At 55.2% G+C, this 15425-nt stretch carries 11 protein-coding genes and 3 pseudogenes; 10 read left to right on the top strand and 4 right to left on the bottom strand.

Going from position 1 to position 15425, the window contains the following annotated elements:
• Window positions 1–155: 155 nt before the first annotated feature.
• Window positions 156–683 carry a GNAT family N-acetyltransferase gene (locus OA90_RS11030; RefSeq protein WP_082836983.1) on the top strand — a complete coding sequence of 176 codons (528 nt, stop codon included), beginning with the start codon at window positions 156–158 and terminating at the stop codon, window positions 681–683.
• A 291-nt stretch (window positions 684–974) separates the two neighbouring features.
• On the opposite strand, the gene OA90_RS11025 is transcribed toward OA90_RS11030, so the two are convergent.
• Window positions 975–1259, bottom strand: coding sequence for a helix-turn-helix domain-containing protein (locus OA90_RS11025; RefSeq protein WP_208986098.1), 285 nt, complete (start codon window positions 1257–1259; stop codon window positions 975–977).
• A 225-nt stretch (window positions 1260–1484) separates the two neighbouring features.
• Between OA90_RS11025 and OA90_RS11020 the strand changes: the two genes are divergently transcribed.
• From OA90_RS11020 to OA90_RS10995, 5 genes are all read left to right on the top strand, one after another.
• Entirely contained in the window at window positions 1485–2189 is a 705-nt protein-coding gene (locus OA90_RS11020; RefSeq protein WP_068410820.1) for a DUF899 domain-containing protein, read from the top strand.
• On the top strand, window positions 2176–2934 hold the full coding sequence (locus tag OA90_RS11015) for a DUF2182 domain-containing protein (protein ID WP_082836982.1): 759 nt from the start codon (window positions 2176–2178) through the stop codon (window positions 2932–2934). Before OA90_RS11020 ends, OA90_RS11015 begins: the two co-directional genes overlap by 14 nt.
• Before the next feature lie 293 nt (window positions 2935–3227).
• On the top strand, window positions 3228–3968 hold the full coding sequence (locus OA90_RS11005) for an SDR family oxidoreductase (protein ID WP_068410810.1): 741 nt from the start codon (window positions 3228–3230) through the stop codon (window positions 3966–3968).
• Complete coding sequence (locus OA90_RS11000; RefSeq protein WP_068410807.1) at window positions 3965–4372, top strand: hypothetical protein; 408 nt, start codon at window positions 3965–3967, stop codon at window positions 4370–4372. Before OA90_RS11005 ends, OA90_RS11000 begins: the two co-directional genes overlap by 4 nt.
• Window positions 4373–4804, top strand: coding sequence for a GNAT family N-acetyltransferase (locus OA90_RS10995; protein WP_082836981.1), 432 nt, complete (start codon window positions 4373–4375; stop codon window positions 4802–4804).
• 225 nt (window positions 4805–5029) lie between these two features.
• On the opposite strand, the gene OA90_RS10990 is transcribed toward OA90_RS10995, so the two are convergent.
• The gene (locus tag OA90_RS10990; protein ID WP_068410804.1) at window positions 5030–5482 is read right to left on the bottom strand and encodes an SRPBCC domain-containing protein; all 453 of its coding nucleotides are present in this window, start codon (window positions 5480–5482) and stop codon (window positions 5030–5032) included.
• Window positions 5483–6032: 550 nt separating this feature from the next.
• Here OA90_RS10990 and OA90_RS10980 point away from each other — a divergent pair.
• A complete protein-coding gene (locus OA90_RS10980; protein ID WP_068410798.1) occupies window positions 6033–6695 on the top strand; it encodes a glutathione S-transferase family protein in 663 nt (220 codons plus the stop codon).
• 494 nt (window positions 6696–7189) lie between these two features.
• Window positions 7190–7324, top strand: a pseudogene (locus OA90_RS29470) (IS3 family transposase); the annotation flags it as partial.
• 41 nt (window positions 7325–7365) lie between these two features.
• Here the strand turns inward: OA90_RS29470 and OA90_RS10975 are convergent.
• On the bottom strand, window positions 7366–8658 hold the full coding sequence (locus tag OA90_RS10975) for an Hsp70 family protein (RefSeq protein WP_068410795.1): 1293 nt from the start codon (window positions 8656–8658) through the stop codon (window positions 7366–7368).
• A 147-nt stretch (window positions 8659–8805) separates the two neighbouring features.
• A pseudogene (locus OA90_RS27985) lies at window positions 8806–9020 on the bottom strand (IS481 family transposase); the annotation flags it as partial.
• Window positions 9021–9097: 77 nt separating this feature from the next.
• Between OA90_RS27985 and OA90_RS10965 the strand changes: the two are divergent.
• A pseudogene (locus OA90_RS10965) lies at window positions 9098–10277 on the top strand (IS3 family transposase).
• A gap of 744 nt (window positions 10278–11021) precedes the next feature.
• Window positions 11022–15092: a hypothetical protein gene (locus OA90_RS10955; RefSeq protein WP_068410783.1), complete on the top strand. Its 4071-nt coding sequence runs from the start codon at window positions 11022–11024 to the stop codon at window positions 15090–15092.
• Window positions 15093–15425: the final 333 nt, after the last annotated feature.

The following is a 15425-nucleotide window of genomic DNA, read 5'->3' as shown; positions in this document are numbered from 1 at the left end:
TGTCAGGCAAAAAATGGGGCTTATTTGTTGAGCATGGTATCAGGAGCGTCTTCGAGGGTTGAAGAACTGGCGAACCACAGCTTTGAATTCATTGCCGGTTCTTAAAATATTCGCTGACCTTGCATGAGAATAAGTCGTACGCCGGGTAACTGAAAATGACTGTGCTTCCCGTACTCGAAACAGAACGTTTGATACTGCGTGTTCCCGAAGAACAGGACTTTGAATTATACCGTGATTTCTACAGAGATCGTGAGGCGTCTCATTTTTACGGCGGCCCCATCAGTTCAAGTGCGGCCTGGGGCAGGCTTGCGCGGGATGTTGGGCATTGGCACCTGCGTGGATATGGACAGTGGATCCTTCAGAAACGCAATTGTGAACAGTTGGTCGGTAGCTGTGGGTTTGCCTGGCCCACTGACTGGCCTCGACCAGAATTGACTTGGTGGATCGCGAAATCGCAGAGGCGTCTGGGTTACGCCAAAGAGGCATCACTTGCGGCTATCAATTTCGCCTATGACACGCTTGGGTGGAATTTGGTGCAAACCCATATGCGAGATGAAAACAGCGCCGCAAAATCCCTTGTCTTGTCTCTTGGAGGACAGGTTATCTCCCGAGAGGAATTTCCAGATTGCGTCTGGCGCAACGTATATGAATTACCGGACCCCATGAAAAACTTGGAGGTCTAATACCAGCCGCAACAAATAAGAACCTATTGGATGGTTTGTTTGACCCAAAGGGTCGTCCACTTGAAGATCCGCATCGGGGACCATTGAAAACTCGTCCCGTTTCGCGCAATTGCATGAGCCACACTGTATGGTGTCCGCTTTGAGGGCCCCCAATGCCTGTTTCCGGCGGCCCTCTCCGGATTGATGCCACCGACAGAATTGGCTTTCGGCTGCTCCGGGACGGATTGATGCTTGAAAGTACAATTTTATGGGCCCGTACCCCGGTGTCCTCGTTAAGTCCCAGGTCTGGCTCTAACTGTGGCTGAGCCACCAATTGTGCATTGCCTTGAACATTTCTTCGAGATCCAGCGCTTTCTGTGTTGCTGTGTATTCAACGCGTGGCGGCACCTCGGCATAGACTTTTCGTTCAACCAATCCGTCTTTTTCCAAAGCACGAAGCTGGTTGGTCAGCATTGTCTGGGTGACGCCATCACATAACCGCCGAAGTTCGTTGAACCGTTTGGTTCCCTGAAAAATCAATATCTGCAAGATGATAAGCTTCCATTTCCCTCCGATGAGCTTGGCGATATCTGGCATCGGGCAAGGCGCAGTTTGTGCCTCGCTTGCGGTATCCGTCTTCTGATCTGTCGACTTTGACGATTTGTCGAGCATCACTCCTCACTCCATTAGTATCTTTTTTCATACTATATACGAAAATTCTGCCTACTTGTCGAAAAATACCAAAAGCCAATATGATTTCCATCAAACGACACAGCCCAGCTGACCTCGGGTCTGCGGGCCGAACCGGAAGAGGAAACCAGTATGAAGCCGATCAAAACAGCGTCTCGAGAAGAATGGCTATCAGCTCGCAAGGCGCTCCTTGAGAAGGAAAAAGCCCACACCAGGCAAAAGGACGCTCTTTCTGAAGAGCGTCGCGCGCTTCCCTGGGTCAAGATCGACAAGAGCTATGTCTTTGAAACGGAAACGGGCGAGGCCTCTTTGGCTGACCTGTTCGGCGGCAAGAGCCAACTCATTGTCTACCATTTCATGTTCGGCCCCGAATGGACCGAGGGCTGCAAAAGCTGCTCGTTCTGGGCTGACAACTTCAATGGACTGGAACCACATCTCAACGGCCGTGACATTGCTTTCGTGGCGATTTCACGCGCGCCGATAAGGATGCTGCTGCCGTTCAAAAAACGGATGGGATGGGACTTTCATTGGGTGTCTTCGCATTCGAACAGCTTCAACGCTGACTTCGATGTCAGCTTCGGCTCTGACCACAAACCCGAAAATCCGGTCACCTACAACTTCAAGGACAAGACGTTTTATCCAATGGATGAAGCCCATGGAACAAGCGTTTTTGCCAAGGACGATGCGGGTAACATCTATCATACCTACTCCACATACGGTCGCGGTCTCGATGTGACCAATGCGGCTTACAGCTACATCGACATGGTGCCCATGGGCCGGCACGAACCCGCCGAAGGCAATCCCATGGAATGGGTGAGGCATCATGACGCCTATTGATTTGGGCGTCTGGCGGATGTTGCGCAACGCGCCGATGGCAGGGGCTGGTCTGATCGGCATGACCCTGGCCTGCTGGTTGTATTTCCTTGCAGGAGCTGGAACCGGCATGGACGTCTGGAAGATGTCCTTGCCAGGAATTCCGCCAACCGCCGGTCAAAGCGCAATGATGGGATCTCCCTTGAGCATCGGCGTGGTGTCAATGGCATTCATGTGGTGGACCATGATGCTTGCAATGATGATGCCCGGCGCCTTCAGGCATCTACCTGCTCACAGACAGGCAGGCCTGTCGCCAGCAGCGAACCTGCTCGGGTTCTGGGTCAGTTACGCTGGTGTCTGGCTTGGGTTTTCGGTGATCGCTACCGGCTTGCAGTATGTGCTGGTTGATGCCGGTCTCCTGCATGGCATGAAGATGTGGAGCGCGAACAGCTGGTTCAGCGCGACCCTTCTTGCGATTGCAGGGCTATACCAGTTCACGGCGATCAAGGCGCGCAGCTTGGCGAGCTGTCATGCCGTCCCGTCTGATGCATCTCCAGTTCGCAACGGCGCGGCCTATGGTCTGCACTGCCTCACATCGTCCTTCCCTTTGATGCTGCTGCTCTTCATGGGCGGCGTGATGAATTTCTATTGGGTGGCCTTGCTGACGGCTGTGGTGACTTTGGAAAAGATCCTGCCAAACCCGAAACCATTCAGCATGGCTGTCGGTGTCGCCTGCATTTGTGCGACGGTGGCGGTGCTCACCACATGAGAGTGACCAAGAACCTGGAAAACCTGATGAAAACACGCCGACAAATATTGCCGGTGGCAAGCACGTTTCCCTTGCTGCCTGCCGCGTCTCAGGCGTCAAGCGGACATGGTGCTGATCTTGAAGACCTGAACGCGATCAGCAGCCCGCCGCAGTCCATTTTCCCGGGTCGTTACTCAGACAGCTTTTCCAGACATACAGAGACGCGGATCCTCGTCTCACTTACCGTTTTTCCACCGATTTTCGGCGGCATGTCAGGACATCTCGCCATTCCTCCGAACTAGAAGAGCAAGAATATGAAACAGCACAAAACCGCACTTGTCGTAGGCGGCAGCCGCGGTGTCGGAAAAGAGCTGGCGCTCTCGCTGTTCCGTCAAGGAACTGACACCATTGTTGTGGCCCGGGGAGAGAAGTCTCTTGCGGAGCTGAAGTCAGATGCGCCCGCAGTCACCACGATAGCCATGGACGCCGCCGCCCCTGGGGCAGCAGACAAGCTGATGAAGGAGATAGATCCGGATTTGCTCATACTCACGGCCGGCTATGAGCCAAAGATGATTCCGTTTCATGAACAATCGTGGGAAGAATTCAGCGGCCCCTGGAACACGGACACCCAAATTGCCCATGCATTTTCGTCGGCGGCCCTAAATCAGCCGATGAAAAAAGGCAGTGTCGTCGTCAGCTTTTCGAGCGGTGCTGGCCTCTCCGGTTCCAGGCTGTCTGGCGGGTATGCCGGCGCGAAGCGGATGCAGCACTTCCTGACCGATTATGCTCAAAGGGAGGCCGAACTGCTGGGTCTGGATCTGACATTCTATTCAATCATACCGAAACAGCTGGTCCAGGGGACCGTTCTCGGCCTTGCTGCGGCCGAAGCCTATTCAGCCGCGGTCGGCAAACGACCCGAACAATTCCTCAATCAGTGGGAAGAGCCATTGACCGCTGACAAAATCGCCCGTCACGTCATGTCTCTCGTGGGACATTCGGAACCAACCGAGAAAAAAGCATATGTCACTACCGGCACAGGGATGGCCGCCGCATGACCCGGCAATTCTTGATCACATGGGTTGGCGCGTTTTTCCTGACAGCGGCAACCAGCATTATCTGGCACGTGAGCCTGTTTGAGCAGCGCTATGTCGAGCTCGGCGTATTTACCCGCATGTCTGATCCGGTCTACGCCTTCGGGTTTCTTGCCTGGATCCTGGAAGCCACCGCAATTACTGTGCTTTACATCCATTCAAACTGGGCCGAACAAGGCCTTTGGGGAGCGCTTAAACTCAGCTGGTGCGTGAGTTTATATGCTGCGGCCTCGGCTTTGTTTGGGACCGCCGCGAAGGTTGAAATCAGTGATCTGGCGGGATGGTTCCTGATTGCGGGGGGCTTCATATTGCTGCATGCGACCATACTTGGAATCTGGTTGTCAGTTGCACCAAAAGCCAAGACGTAATTGACCAGCTCGCATGGTTCCGGACATTGTTGCCGTTCCTTCCGGCAGAAAGACCTCCCACGTATCTGCGAAATTCACGATGCAGCCCGCCTGGATGAGCTTCGATTTTCCAACCTGCAGGATGCATTCGTTCCGCTTCGCATCGCAGCGGTTCGCGAGGGTCTCTTCGATTACCAGGTTCTTGTGGCGGAGAGCCACGGCCGGGTTGACAGATCAGCCGCCTTCTCGGCGGATGAGTTGGCCCGGCTCCATGTCGATCCAGACTGCTATCGAACCGGCGTCGGCACGCTTTTGGCGCAGGTTGCAATCGAGCTCAGTGGACAGGAGGTATCGCTGGAGGTGGTCTCAGGCAACGGGCATGCTGTGGCCTTCTACAGTCTCTCGAGTTTGAGCACATTCGTGCTGCTTCCGGAAAAATGCCGGGCAAGGTAGAGTATGACGTCACAGCTCATATCATGAACTACAGAAAGACAGGTCAGAGCAGATAGGTCGAAATCTTGTTCGAGAGGGTCGTCGTTAATCCGCTGCTCGCGAGTTTGGAAACTGCATCAGAAAAGGCCGGGCGAATACCAACTTCAAAAATAGGGTCCTATTTGTTGAAGTTGGAATCAGAGCTCCTGTCGCCAGTTTTTTAAACGGGTTCGGCACCAGCACGATTCAAGAAAATGGCTTTCCGATGCCGGTATCAAGATATGCTTTCAGGCTGTCGAGAAAGAACATATCCCATCCCGCTTCACAAATTTCGTAGCAGTGCAGATCCGGTGTCAGGCCCTGATGTTCAAGTTGAATATCTGTCACTCCGTCCTTCTCTTCGATCGCCCAGACCGTACGGGTTCCGAGCCATTCCTTTTCAACCTCACCCGGCAAGCCATTGTGGATATGCAGGGCTTCAACGCATTCCCACTCAATAAGATCAGGGTCCAGTTTCATCGCCTTGAAGGACCAATAACTATCGCGGCCCGCAAAGCCGAACTTGGCAACATCGCCTAGCTTCTCGAATTTGCCTGCTTCGCTCGTCCACCACTTGTCGATACCGCCGGTAAGCGCGCTGAATACAGCTTCTTTGGTCGCATTCACGCGGATGGATTTCTTGTAATTCTGACCGTTCATTACTTTCCTCGTTCTTCCGTTACCCGCAGGGCGGGCTCTCGGAGCTTCTGGTTCATTTGCAGATTTTAGCTTGCATTTATGAATTTAAATTCAGAGTGAGGAAAACTCGACCCTTTTTAACCTCGATAATTAATACACAAAATAAAATTGCTAGTTGAGATATTTGAAAAGACAATACATTTTTAACTTGTTTAAAGCAAGTTAAAAATGTATTGGAGTCCTATGATGTTCAAAACCACACAGGACTGGCATGGCCGTGGATTGCGTTTCGCCGCAACCATTCTGGGCGATAGCTGGAGCCTTATCATTTTGCGCGGTCCGATGTTCAAAGGACCGCAGCATTCTGTGGCGTTGCCAAACTCTGCCGAAGGCATCTCAACCAACGTTCTGACCACACGGCGGAGCAAGCTGCTGCTGGAAGGCCTGGTCCGGAAGCTGGATCAAAACGTCCCTCGTCTCCACCGGGTCTCAACCGCATCAGGAGGGACAGGGCCTCTGTTGGGTTCCAGGGCCTCCGCGAAATGCACAATTCGATAGAAGGTAATTGAGTATGGAACCTACGATCTACACAATCAGCGGCTCTCCGCGTGGCTGGCGGGTGTTGCTCGGCATGGTCATCAAGGGCCTGGATATGAAGGTCAAATATCTCAGCCTTTCAGACGGCGAGCACAAGTCTGATATGTATCTTGAGATCAATCCGCGCGGCCGCGTCCCCTCCCTCGTTGCCGGAGATGTCGTTATCACCGACTCCCTGGCGATACTGGCATGGTTCGACCGGCAATTTCCCGAGCGGCCCTTGTTTGGCACGAACCCGGAAGAACACGCCAGGATCTGGTCGGCCACCCGGGATACGACCGATAAACTCAGGGACGGCATGAATGGCCTGCTGCTCCCGATTTTTTTCAAGGGGGCGGATACCTTGACGCCGGAGCTGCGGGAAGCGGCGGATACTGTCATGTATGAACTTCAGTGGCTTGAGAATCGTCTGGATGGTCAACGTTATATGGCCGGCGACAATCCGAGCGCAGCGGATGCTGTTTCGTATCCGGAAGTCCGCATCCTTGCCAGAGCGCTTGAAACACACTCTGAGCTGATGACTGAACTTGGCTTTGCCGACCTCGATCAAAAGTTCCCAATGGGTCATGCCTGGGCTCGCCGCATAGAAGCCCTGGAAGGTTTTGAAAAATCTCTTCCGGTCCACTGGGACAACTGACGATGCAATCCACGATATAACGGCCAGTGATGATGTTCGGAGGTATGGAATGAGCATCTTCGTGCACACTTGGACCCGCCCCGGATTTGTACCGCTCCTTTAACTTGGGATTTTGCCACAAAGGAGAATGTACATGTCCTGACGTCACAGCGCGGAGTTTCACGAAGAAGCAATCCGGATTGCGCTGACAAGCGGCGTGCCGCGCGGGCAGGTCGCCCAGGATCCTGGAGCTGATTTCTCGACGCTGAACCTTTGGCCACAGCAGGATCGCTTCGATCCAGAGAAACCGGCCATACAATCTGATCTCGAAAAGGCGATCGCGGAGCTTCGCAGAGCGAAGCGCCACCTCCGGGAAGAGTGGGAGGTGCCAAAAAAGGCCCACCGGACTGTGTTGCGCCGCTTGACCGGCCAACCAGGCCGGCCCGCGTGCCGCTCCTCGCCTGCGGCCCTGAACAAATCATCAAACAGGTTCTTATTTGTTGAGCTTGGTATAAGGGCGTCCTCGCACGACCGAGGAGTTGAAGGAACCGGGTATCGATGTCGGCCGTCGGCGTGTTGGGCCGCTGATGCGTGAAAACGCGGTCACGGTGAAAAGGAACAAGAGGTCCAAGGCGATAACTGAAAGCAATCTCAACTTCTTGCCGGCGGTCAACTGAAGGCGGGATGTGCTTTAAGCGGCGACCGCCCAGTCCGCCGCGTCTTCACGCGCGCCGATCAGCGCCAGGCCGTTGGCGACCGAGGTCAGCTCGTTGCCCCCGGAGGTTTTCTCCGCGCCGAATCGGTTGGCGAACTGCCGGCGGACGGCCGGCACAAACGATGTGCCGCCGGTCATGAACACCCGGTCGATATCCGTTTCCCGCAATCCGGCCTTTTCCAGGGCTGTGTCCAGCGCCTTGTCCATCTTCTGCAAGTCCGGCGCGATCCAGCTTTCGAAGTCGCGGCGCGTGACACTCGCCCTGAAGTCCTTGCCAAGCGGCGCGAAGACGAGTTCCGTTTCGTCTTCGCATGACAACGCGGCTTTTGTCTCCGAGACGGACTTGTAGAGCGGATAGCCCTGGTCTTCCTCGACAAGATCGATAAACAGCTCGATCTTTTCCGGCGCCAGGCACCAGCGCAGCAGTTTTTTCATTTCGCGGAAATCATCGGATGTCTTGAAGATCGACAGAAGGTGCCAGCGGGCGAAATTGGAAAACAGGTTCGGCGGAATTTCAAGCACCTTGCCCATGCTCTTGTACATGGATCCCTTGCCCAGCCTCGGCAGCACCACATTGTCGATGATGCGGTAGTCGAACGTATCGCCGGCAATGCCGATGCCGCCGCGCCCGAGTGGCGTTGCCGACAGATGACCGGCATGGGTGTGAAAGCGCATCAGCGAATAGTCGGTCGTGCCGCCGCCAAGGTCGGCGACCAGGATCGTGGTGTCCCTGTCCAGCGACTGCGCATAGGAAAACGCCGCCCCGACCGGTTCCATCACGAAGAGGATGTCCTCAAAGCCGAGTTTGCCGAAGGCCGCGCGGTAACGCGCCATGGCAAGCGCCTCGTTCGGATTATATCCCGCAAATTCCACCGGCCGTCCGACGACCAACCGCACCGAAGACGGCTCGACGGCGCTGCCGGCCCGCTCGAAAGCGCACCTCAGGAAAGTCGCCATCAGGTCTTCGAACTCGAATCGGCTGCCATAGATGCCGGTGCCCTTGAACGCGGCACTGGCCGCGAAGGATTTCAACGACTGAATGAAACGCACATCGCCGTAACTTTCCAGAAACTGCCGGATCGCCCAGGGCCCGACCTCCGGATGCGGCCGCTTTGCCGGCCCCATGTCCAGAAAGCTCAGCACCGTCGGCAACGACGCAAACGCCTCCTCCCCATCCCGAAACCCCATCGCCCGCGTCCCCCCGCCCCCATCCGCCGAGACGGCAACGGTGTTCGAGGTCCCGAAATCAAGGCCGATGGTTGGGGGCATGGGAAAAGTCCTCTGCAAAAAAAGTCAGATCGCTGGATGCGCAAAGGGCAGTCCAACAGGGAAAAATCTCGGAACACGGAATGGCCGTGCGGGATACGCGTGAATAGGGGGAAAGGCAAGGGGGCGTACTCCAGAAAAGCCGAGTATTTAGGTGTTCAGTCCCGGTATTTGATGGATGGGATTAGGCTTGAAACGTTCGGGTTCAGAAGTCCATATCTTGCAAATGTATTCATAGGGTGTGAGACCACGCAGTGACTTCAATCGGTGCCCAAAATTGTAAGCGTTTATAAAGTCTTGCGATGGGCTTCGAGCTGGCCATGATCATCGTATTGGAAGTGTTTGACGGTGGCCTCCTTGATTGATGTGCTCCCGCTAAATGCCCCCGATTTGAGTTAGAGTTTTCCGCGACGTTTTTCCTGGCTGGGAAGGAGCGGAATTGATGAAGGCATCGAAGTTTTCGGATGCGCAGAAAGCGTTCATCGTCAGGCGTGGCGAAAAGGTGTTTGTGTTGCGGAGATCTGCCGTGAGGCTGGGATCAGTCAGGCGACCTGTTTCAACTGACGGAAGAAATACGCGGGCCTGATGCCGTCGGAGATGAAACGGCTCCGGGAGTTGGAGCAGGAGAACGCCCGGCTGAAGAAGATCGTCGCTGACTAGTCTCTCGACAAGGAAATGCTCCAGGACATCGTCAAACGAAAGCTCTGAGGCCTGCCCGGAAGAGAACGCTGGTCGACGAGATGCGGTCGGACTGGTCGATGTCCATTCGCCGTGCGTGCGCGGTGACCCGGTTTGACCCGACGACTTACCGTTACAGATGCCGTCGGCCCCACTGCCCGGCAGTGGTTTGCAAGCAAATCATGAGAGGGGGTCAGGCCGCTTTGGAACAGCGGATCAAGGAGATTTGCCAGACGCGCGTCCGGTTCGGATACCGACGCGTGCATGTTTTGCTGCGCCGGGAGGGCTGGATGATCAATCAGAAGAAAACGCGGCGGATCTACAACGAATTGGGCCTGCAACTGAGAAACAAGCATCCCAAGCGCCGGGTGAAGGCAAAGCTGTGCGAAGACCGGCAGGAAGCAGTCGGGCCGAACGATGTCTGGGCCATGCGCTGCCCGGCAGGCGAATGCTTGCATTCGCTGAGAGGGGACTTCGTGCATGACCAGCTCGCGACCGGTCGGAAGATCCGCGTTCTAACGGTGATCGACACGTATTCCCGCTATCTGCCGGCGCTTGATCCGCGCTTCAGCTATCGGGGCGAGGATGTGGTGAGAACGCTGGAAACTGTCTGCACCTGGATTGGCTATCCCAAGACGATCCGGGTCGACCAGGGCTCCGAGTTCATCTCCCGGGATCTTGATCTGTGGGCCTATCGAAGGGGCGTCACGCTGGACTTCTCAAGGCCGGGGAAACCGACGGACAACGCGTTCATCGAGGCCTTCAATGGCCGGTTCAGGGCTGAGTGCCTGAATGCGCACTGGTTCCTGAGCCTTGCAGATGCAGCCGAAAAGTTGGAGGATTGGCGCAAGGACTACAATGAACACAGACCTCACGGTGCCATCGGCAACAAGGTGCCGATGGACCTGATAAAATCAGAACACGCAGCCAGCCCGTGTTCCTGATTTGGTCCGGAAAACTCTAGCCCCTCCCGGGGGCATGTTGGGTAGCACTCCACCAACCAAAGGACTCCGCGCTGAAGTGGAATAAGATCAGGTCTCAGGTCACACGCCCTGAACGACAATAAGGGCCGACCCATTGCCTTCCTCCTCATCGGAGCCGAAGCGGTCTTCCCGCGCGTTCCGGCAAAAGGCGTTCTGCCTGGCGACAAAGGCTACGACAGTGACCGTATCCGCAGGACCGTGAGAGCGCGTGGATCTCTCCCCAACACCCCACCTCGCAAAACAAGAAAATGGAAAAACTGTTTCTCGCCGCATCTTTACAAAGGCAGAAACGCCATCGAACGAATGTTCGGCAGGTTCAAGGAGTTTCGCAGGATCGCTACACGCTATGACCGCAACGTCAAAATCTTTCTGTCGGCTCTCTGCCTCGCCGCAGTCGTCTGGTACTGATTATGAACCTTAAGCCTAGAACGAATACGGGACGCAAACACGGCAAGTCTGCAGCATTTGCAATGGTATGGCGCCTCATCCCAAACCTATTTCCGTGGGCAATCGTCGTGCTCCACGGTTCGTCAAGCGGTTAAAAAGAATGTCTTGCAGGCTTGCAAATTTGACCAAAAACTGGTCAACGAACCCTGTTGTTTGACAGTCGCTTTAAGTACATCGGCTCTGAGCTCGCAGGCGCCAAGTGCACTCGGTTGGTAGCTGGCAAGCCCGTCTTTGCTCTTCTTATTTCGGAAAAATGACATGAAGTTTTTAAACGCGTTGGGAAATATCAAAATTTTTGGGAAGAAAGAGTTCAATCTGGACCAGAAATGTTCGGACCATGTTTCCAGCAGCGATGATGTGCTTTGCGTGGCTCTTCCGCGAAACCTTGACAAATGTTTTGCTCAGCTGATCGGCGCAGTTGGCCGCGTTGACTTCTGCGACAAGGCCGCTTTCGCGTCCGGATCGTACCGTGCTCGTTACGGCGGCGCTGGCTCCATCGTCGTGAGCGCGGCAGTTGTGGAAGACGTTGTTGATCAGATCGACTATTTGAGATCCGTTGGAACGGCCGTCCATGTCGCGGTTTGGGCGCCTTTAAACGACTTTATGCGGTCTCAGGATGCGTGTGACCCCACTGACTTTTGGTCCGGTCACTTGATCAGAATTCCGTCCACCGGTGACCTTTCCACTTTCCTTGCAGACCTTCGTTGCGCGCCATGCCGCTACACAGTCGCGGACAATGACGCGGCCGCCGGACCCGGATGGCACGAGCGTTTGCGCAATTTTTCCTCAAGTCTTGAAGACCTTGCATCCCAGCACGTTTCGCTGATCTCCGGGTTTGCCCGCTCTCATGGCGAAAGCTATCGCAAGGTGCTAGCAGAAATGTTGCCCGAGCGCACAGACTTCGACCTAGTGGTTCTGAGCAGCCGCTGTAAACGGGACAGAAATGGCGCGATAGCGGAATGGATCGAGGCCGATATCAAGATGACCAGTGGCGATCGATCCCTTCTTTTCGTCTCCTTTGGCAGCTGGAACAAGACTGCCTGCTTGGACGGGTTCGGGCTTGACCGCGCCGAGGACCGAATTCGGGTTATCAACGTTCCGCCTTGCGTTTTTTACGAGGCAGCCGGAACCGTCTACAGCGACGATCCGCATGTGTGCGCCGAGTCTGCACTACATGGCAAGGCGACCCGCCTGATCGGCCAATCCGCACCCGGCGGGAAGACGATCGGCGCTGACGCTGCCGGTGCGCAGATCGCCCGGCAGATGTTACGGCCGCAAACCTGCATCTTTGATTGCGCCACGCAAACCTTCGTCTCTGCAGAAAAGCTTTTGGAAAAATTCTCCGCTCTTAACGTAGAAGACCCAGTCGCTGATCATGGTTCCTATGTCGACGCCCAAGCCGCTGCCGTTTGGTCCGAACGCGTTTTCATGCTCGGTCAGGCGAATTACCTGGCACAGGCGATCATATTGTCCGATTTTCTGTCGGGTTTTCACCCAGGTGCAAATATAGGCGTAGGGCCGATTCATACAACCAATGCGCTACATTACCTAGCGGGACACAGCAAGGAAATTGAACGGAGTTTGTCGGCCACCGACGATTTCGGTACCTTCGATCGCCATCTACCGATTATTCTATATAGTTATTTTAACGAAGGCGCGTTCAATAGGCTCCAGAATGTTTCGAACGCCTTCGTACGCGAGTGCATTAAGCGCGTGCAAAGTAGGCTCACAGTTCGGACTCTGAAGCGACTCGAACGATCGCTGAATTGCCTCTACGAGCTGGACCAGCTTCTGGCGTCCTTCGGTCAAAGCTGCTTGGATGAACACAGCAGGGTGGCTCTAATCGACCTCCTTTACAGCCTGTTCGCGAACTGGGCTAAGTTACCGAACGTGCAACGAAGTCCCACCAGGACGCTGTCGAACGCTGTGATCAAAGTGTTGCACCGGGAAGACTTCGATATTCCACACGAATTGATCGCGCTAATCATACGGCACAACAGGAACGAGTTGGCGTATTTGGTTTCGCTGCTCAACCTGGTTAACAACAACGAGGTGATCACCCAACGCAATATGTCCGGTCGTGAGCGCATCATGTCCGACTTGGCGGACAATCTCGCGACCCAGTTCATGAGGCTCAACTGGCAGGGCAAGACGGATGCAGGGTTTTGGACTGCTTTGATTAGCTTTGTCGCCGTCGGTTACGACTGCGACGCGATCCGCTCCGGCGAGTTTGTGGAGCTGGAAAAGTTGATGGGCGAGCATCTTGCAGGAGGAAGCGCAGCTGTCGAGGCAGCATTGCCTCGATCCGGCGCTGCCAAGCCACTGAGCAGGTACATCAGAGCGCTTGAGCAATTGGCGACTGCCAACGCGCCGGTTTCCGCCGCTGCGTGCGATATGCTGCACGAGGCGTCCGAGATCGCAGCTGTGCGGTTCAAGGCGAACGCGCTCATCCAGCAGGATCTGGTTCGAATCGGTATTCGGATGTGTAAGTTTAGTAAGGTCGACGAACGGCTTCAGGTCGCTGCGCGCGGCGAGTTCCGGATGAATTGGCATGTCCGGCGCATGGCAAGCGATCACCTTTTCGCGCAAGGGCGCATGGATGAGGGACTCGAGCAGTTGGATCGTGCAGAAGTTATTTTTCGCAACAATCTGCTCAAAAGTGGGGACACTCCCTCAATCTTCAAGCAACTGCATGACCTCACGCAAGACCGCGAACGCAAGACATTCTACAAGTCCTGCGCGGAACTTCTGTCTAAAGTCCCACAGCCAACTAAGCCGAAAGGGGTGATTTTCATACTACCCTATGACGCACAGAACACCATGGCAATGGGAGTTCCCGTGCTGGGTGAGTTGCGCAAGCGCAGCTATGCAACAGTCTATCTTGGAACCGGAATCCTGCCCAAGGAGCCGACCGGATTGGACGAGATCGACAAGTATCATGGCATCATCAGCTATAATTATACCACGCTCAGCGACGAGCCATACTATGACCGGACACTCAAGAACGATTGGAAGATCGATTGGAAGAACAAGGTTCTGGAATGTGACGGGATAAACTATTTCCAGGGTGTATTCGAATATCTGGCGAACTGTTACCGCCGCTTCGACATCGATATCGAGCAGGCGCCGATCTGGAAATTCTTCTACACCCAGTTATTGAAATGCGATCGCGCGGTCTCCGTCTGTAAAAGCATCCAAGCGAACCCAGTGCTGAAAGATTTGCCGGTCCGGTTCATGGCGGTTTCTGCCCAGACATCTCCATCCTACATCTTCAAAGAATATTGCGCGGAAGTCGGCTACAGGGACGACATGCATCTTGTCTTTCACATTAACGGCTACGAGAACTACTTCTCCAACCTGGGCACGAAGGTAGCCTCAACGATGGGGGTCCGGGACATGACTGTGCGGCCCTTTATCCGCTCTCCGCTCATCGTCCGCCGAGACATGCTGGAGCAGCCGGCGGATAGCGAAGTCGAAAAGGAGCGCCTGAAATCCGTTCTGACGGCTGACCGTGTCGGTGTCACGGACCTGACACCCGTTGTTGCGGCGGTCGAAAAACGCATTCGGGACCACAGGGCAGGCGGCGGCAAGGTCGTGGTTTGCTACGGAAAGGTGCTGTGCGACCTCGGCGTGCCCTATGATGGCGGCCCCGCGCATCACGACATTCTGGATTGGCTCAATCACACCATCGATTGCGCCCGCGACAGCGATACGCTTTTGCTCGTGAAACCGCATCCCCATGAACTAAGGCCCGAGATCGCGCGCCATCTGACCCAGACGCTGTGCGAGGGCATCAGCGTTGAAATTCCGGACAACGTTATCCTTCTGGGGCATGACTGGTTCAACAACAGTAAGCTCAAGGACATGATGGACGTCGCCATTTTGTGGAACGGCACCTCCTGTCTGGAAATGAGCGTCTGGGGGCTGCCCGTCGTCATCTGTGCGCATTTCGGAACGATCGACTATCCGGTCGATCTGATCGCCCCCCAAAGTAGAGCGGACTACGAGCGGATGATCCGCGATCCGGACAGCCTGAAGCAGCATCCGGACAACGCCGGCCTTGCGATCGACTATCTGCAGAAGATGGGCAGCGATGCGGTTTTTTCACCCTACAGGTACTGTCCCCGTCCCGCGACAAACGACCCTGTCGGCCCCTACTACTGGATCCGGGAGGACATCGAAAGATGGCAGGGCTCCGGTGACCCCTCGGTGGAAAGAATGGCGGACGAGTACGTGCGCGAATTCGTTCCGGGTGAAAGCGGTGTGGCCACCGAAGGAGACTATGAACGTTACCGCGCCTTCAAGCGTGGCCACGAAACCGCAGTCTAGGTCACGGTCTCACAAACGTTACTGAAATGGTTTGAAGCGGATTGCTCGTCATCGAGAAGCGGAAGTGCGGGGAATTTGCTTCATTTTCACACCTTTCGCGACGTTGGCCGAGACAACTGCGGGTCTTGGTCGATGCGTTCGAGGGGGGCATTGAAAGCATTCGGGGTGCTCAGGCACCTGTGAGTTCGATTGACAGTGGAAGAGAACTTCAGCCGGGTTTGCCTGGGCCCCGAACGGCGCTTTCCCTCCCAAGCCAAGCTTGCATCAGTGGTCAATACCGCTTAGGTGAAACACACTCTTCGGAACGTGACCGGCCCGCCAGTCCGGCATGGA

Origin of the sequence: Labrenzia sp. OB1 (assembly GCF_001624695.1) — a bacterium.
Classification (GTDB): domain Bacteria; phylum Pseudomonadota; class Alphaproteobacteria; order Rhizobiales; family Stappiaceae; genus Roseibium.
Note: the sequence above shows the minus strand (reverse complement) of the source record. Positions and strands in the feature narration are given on the sequence as shown.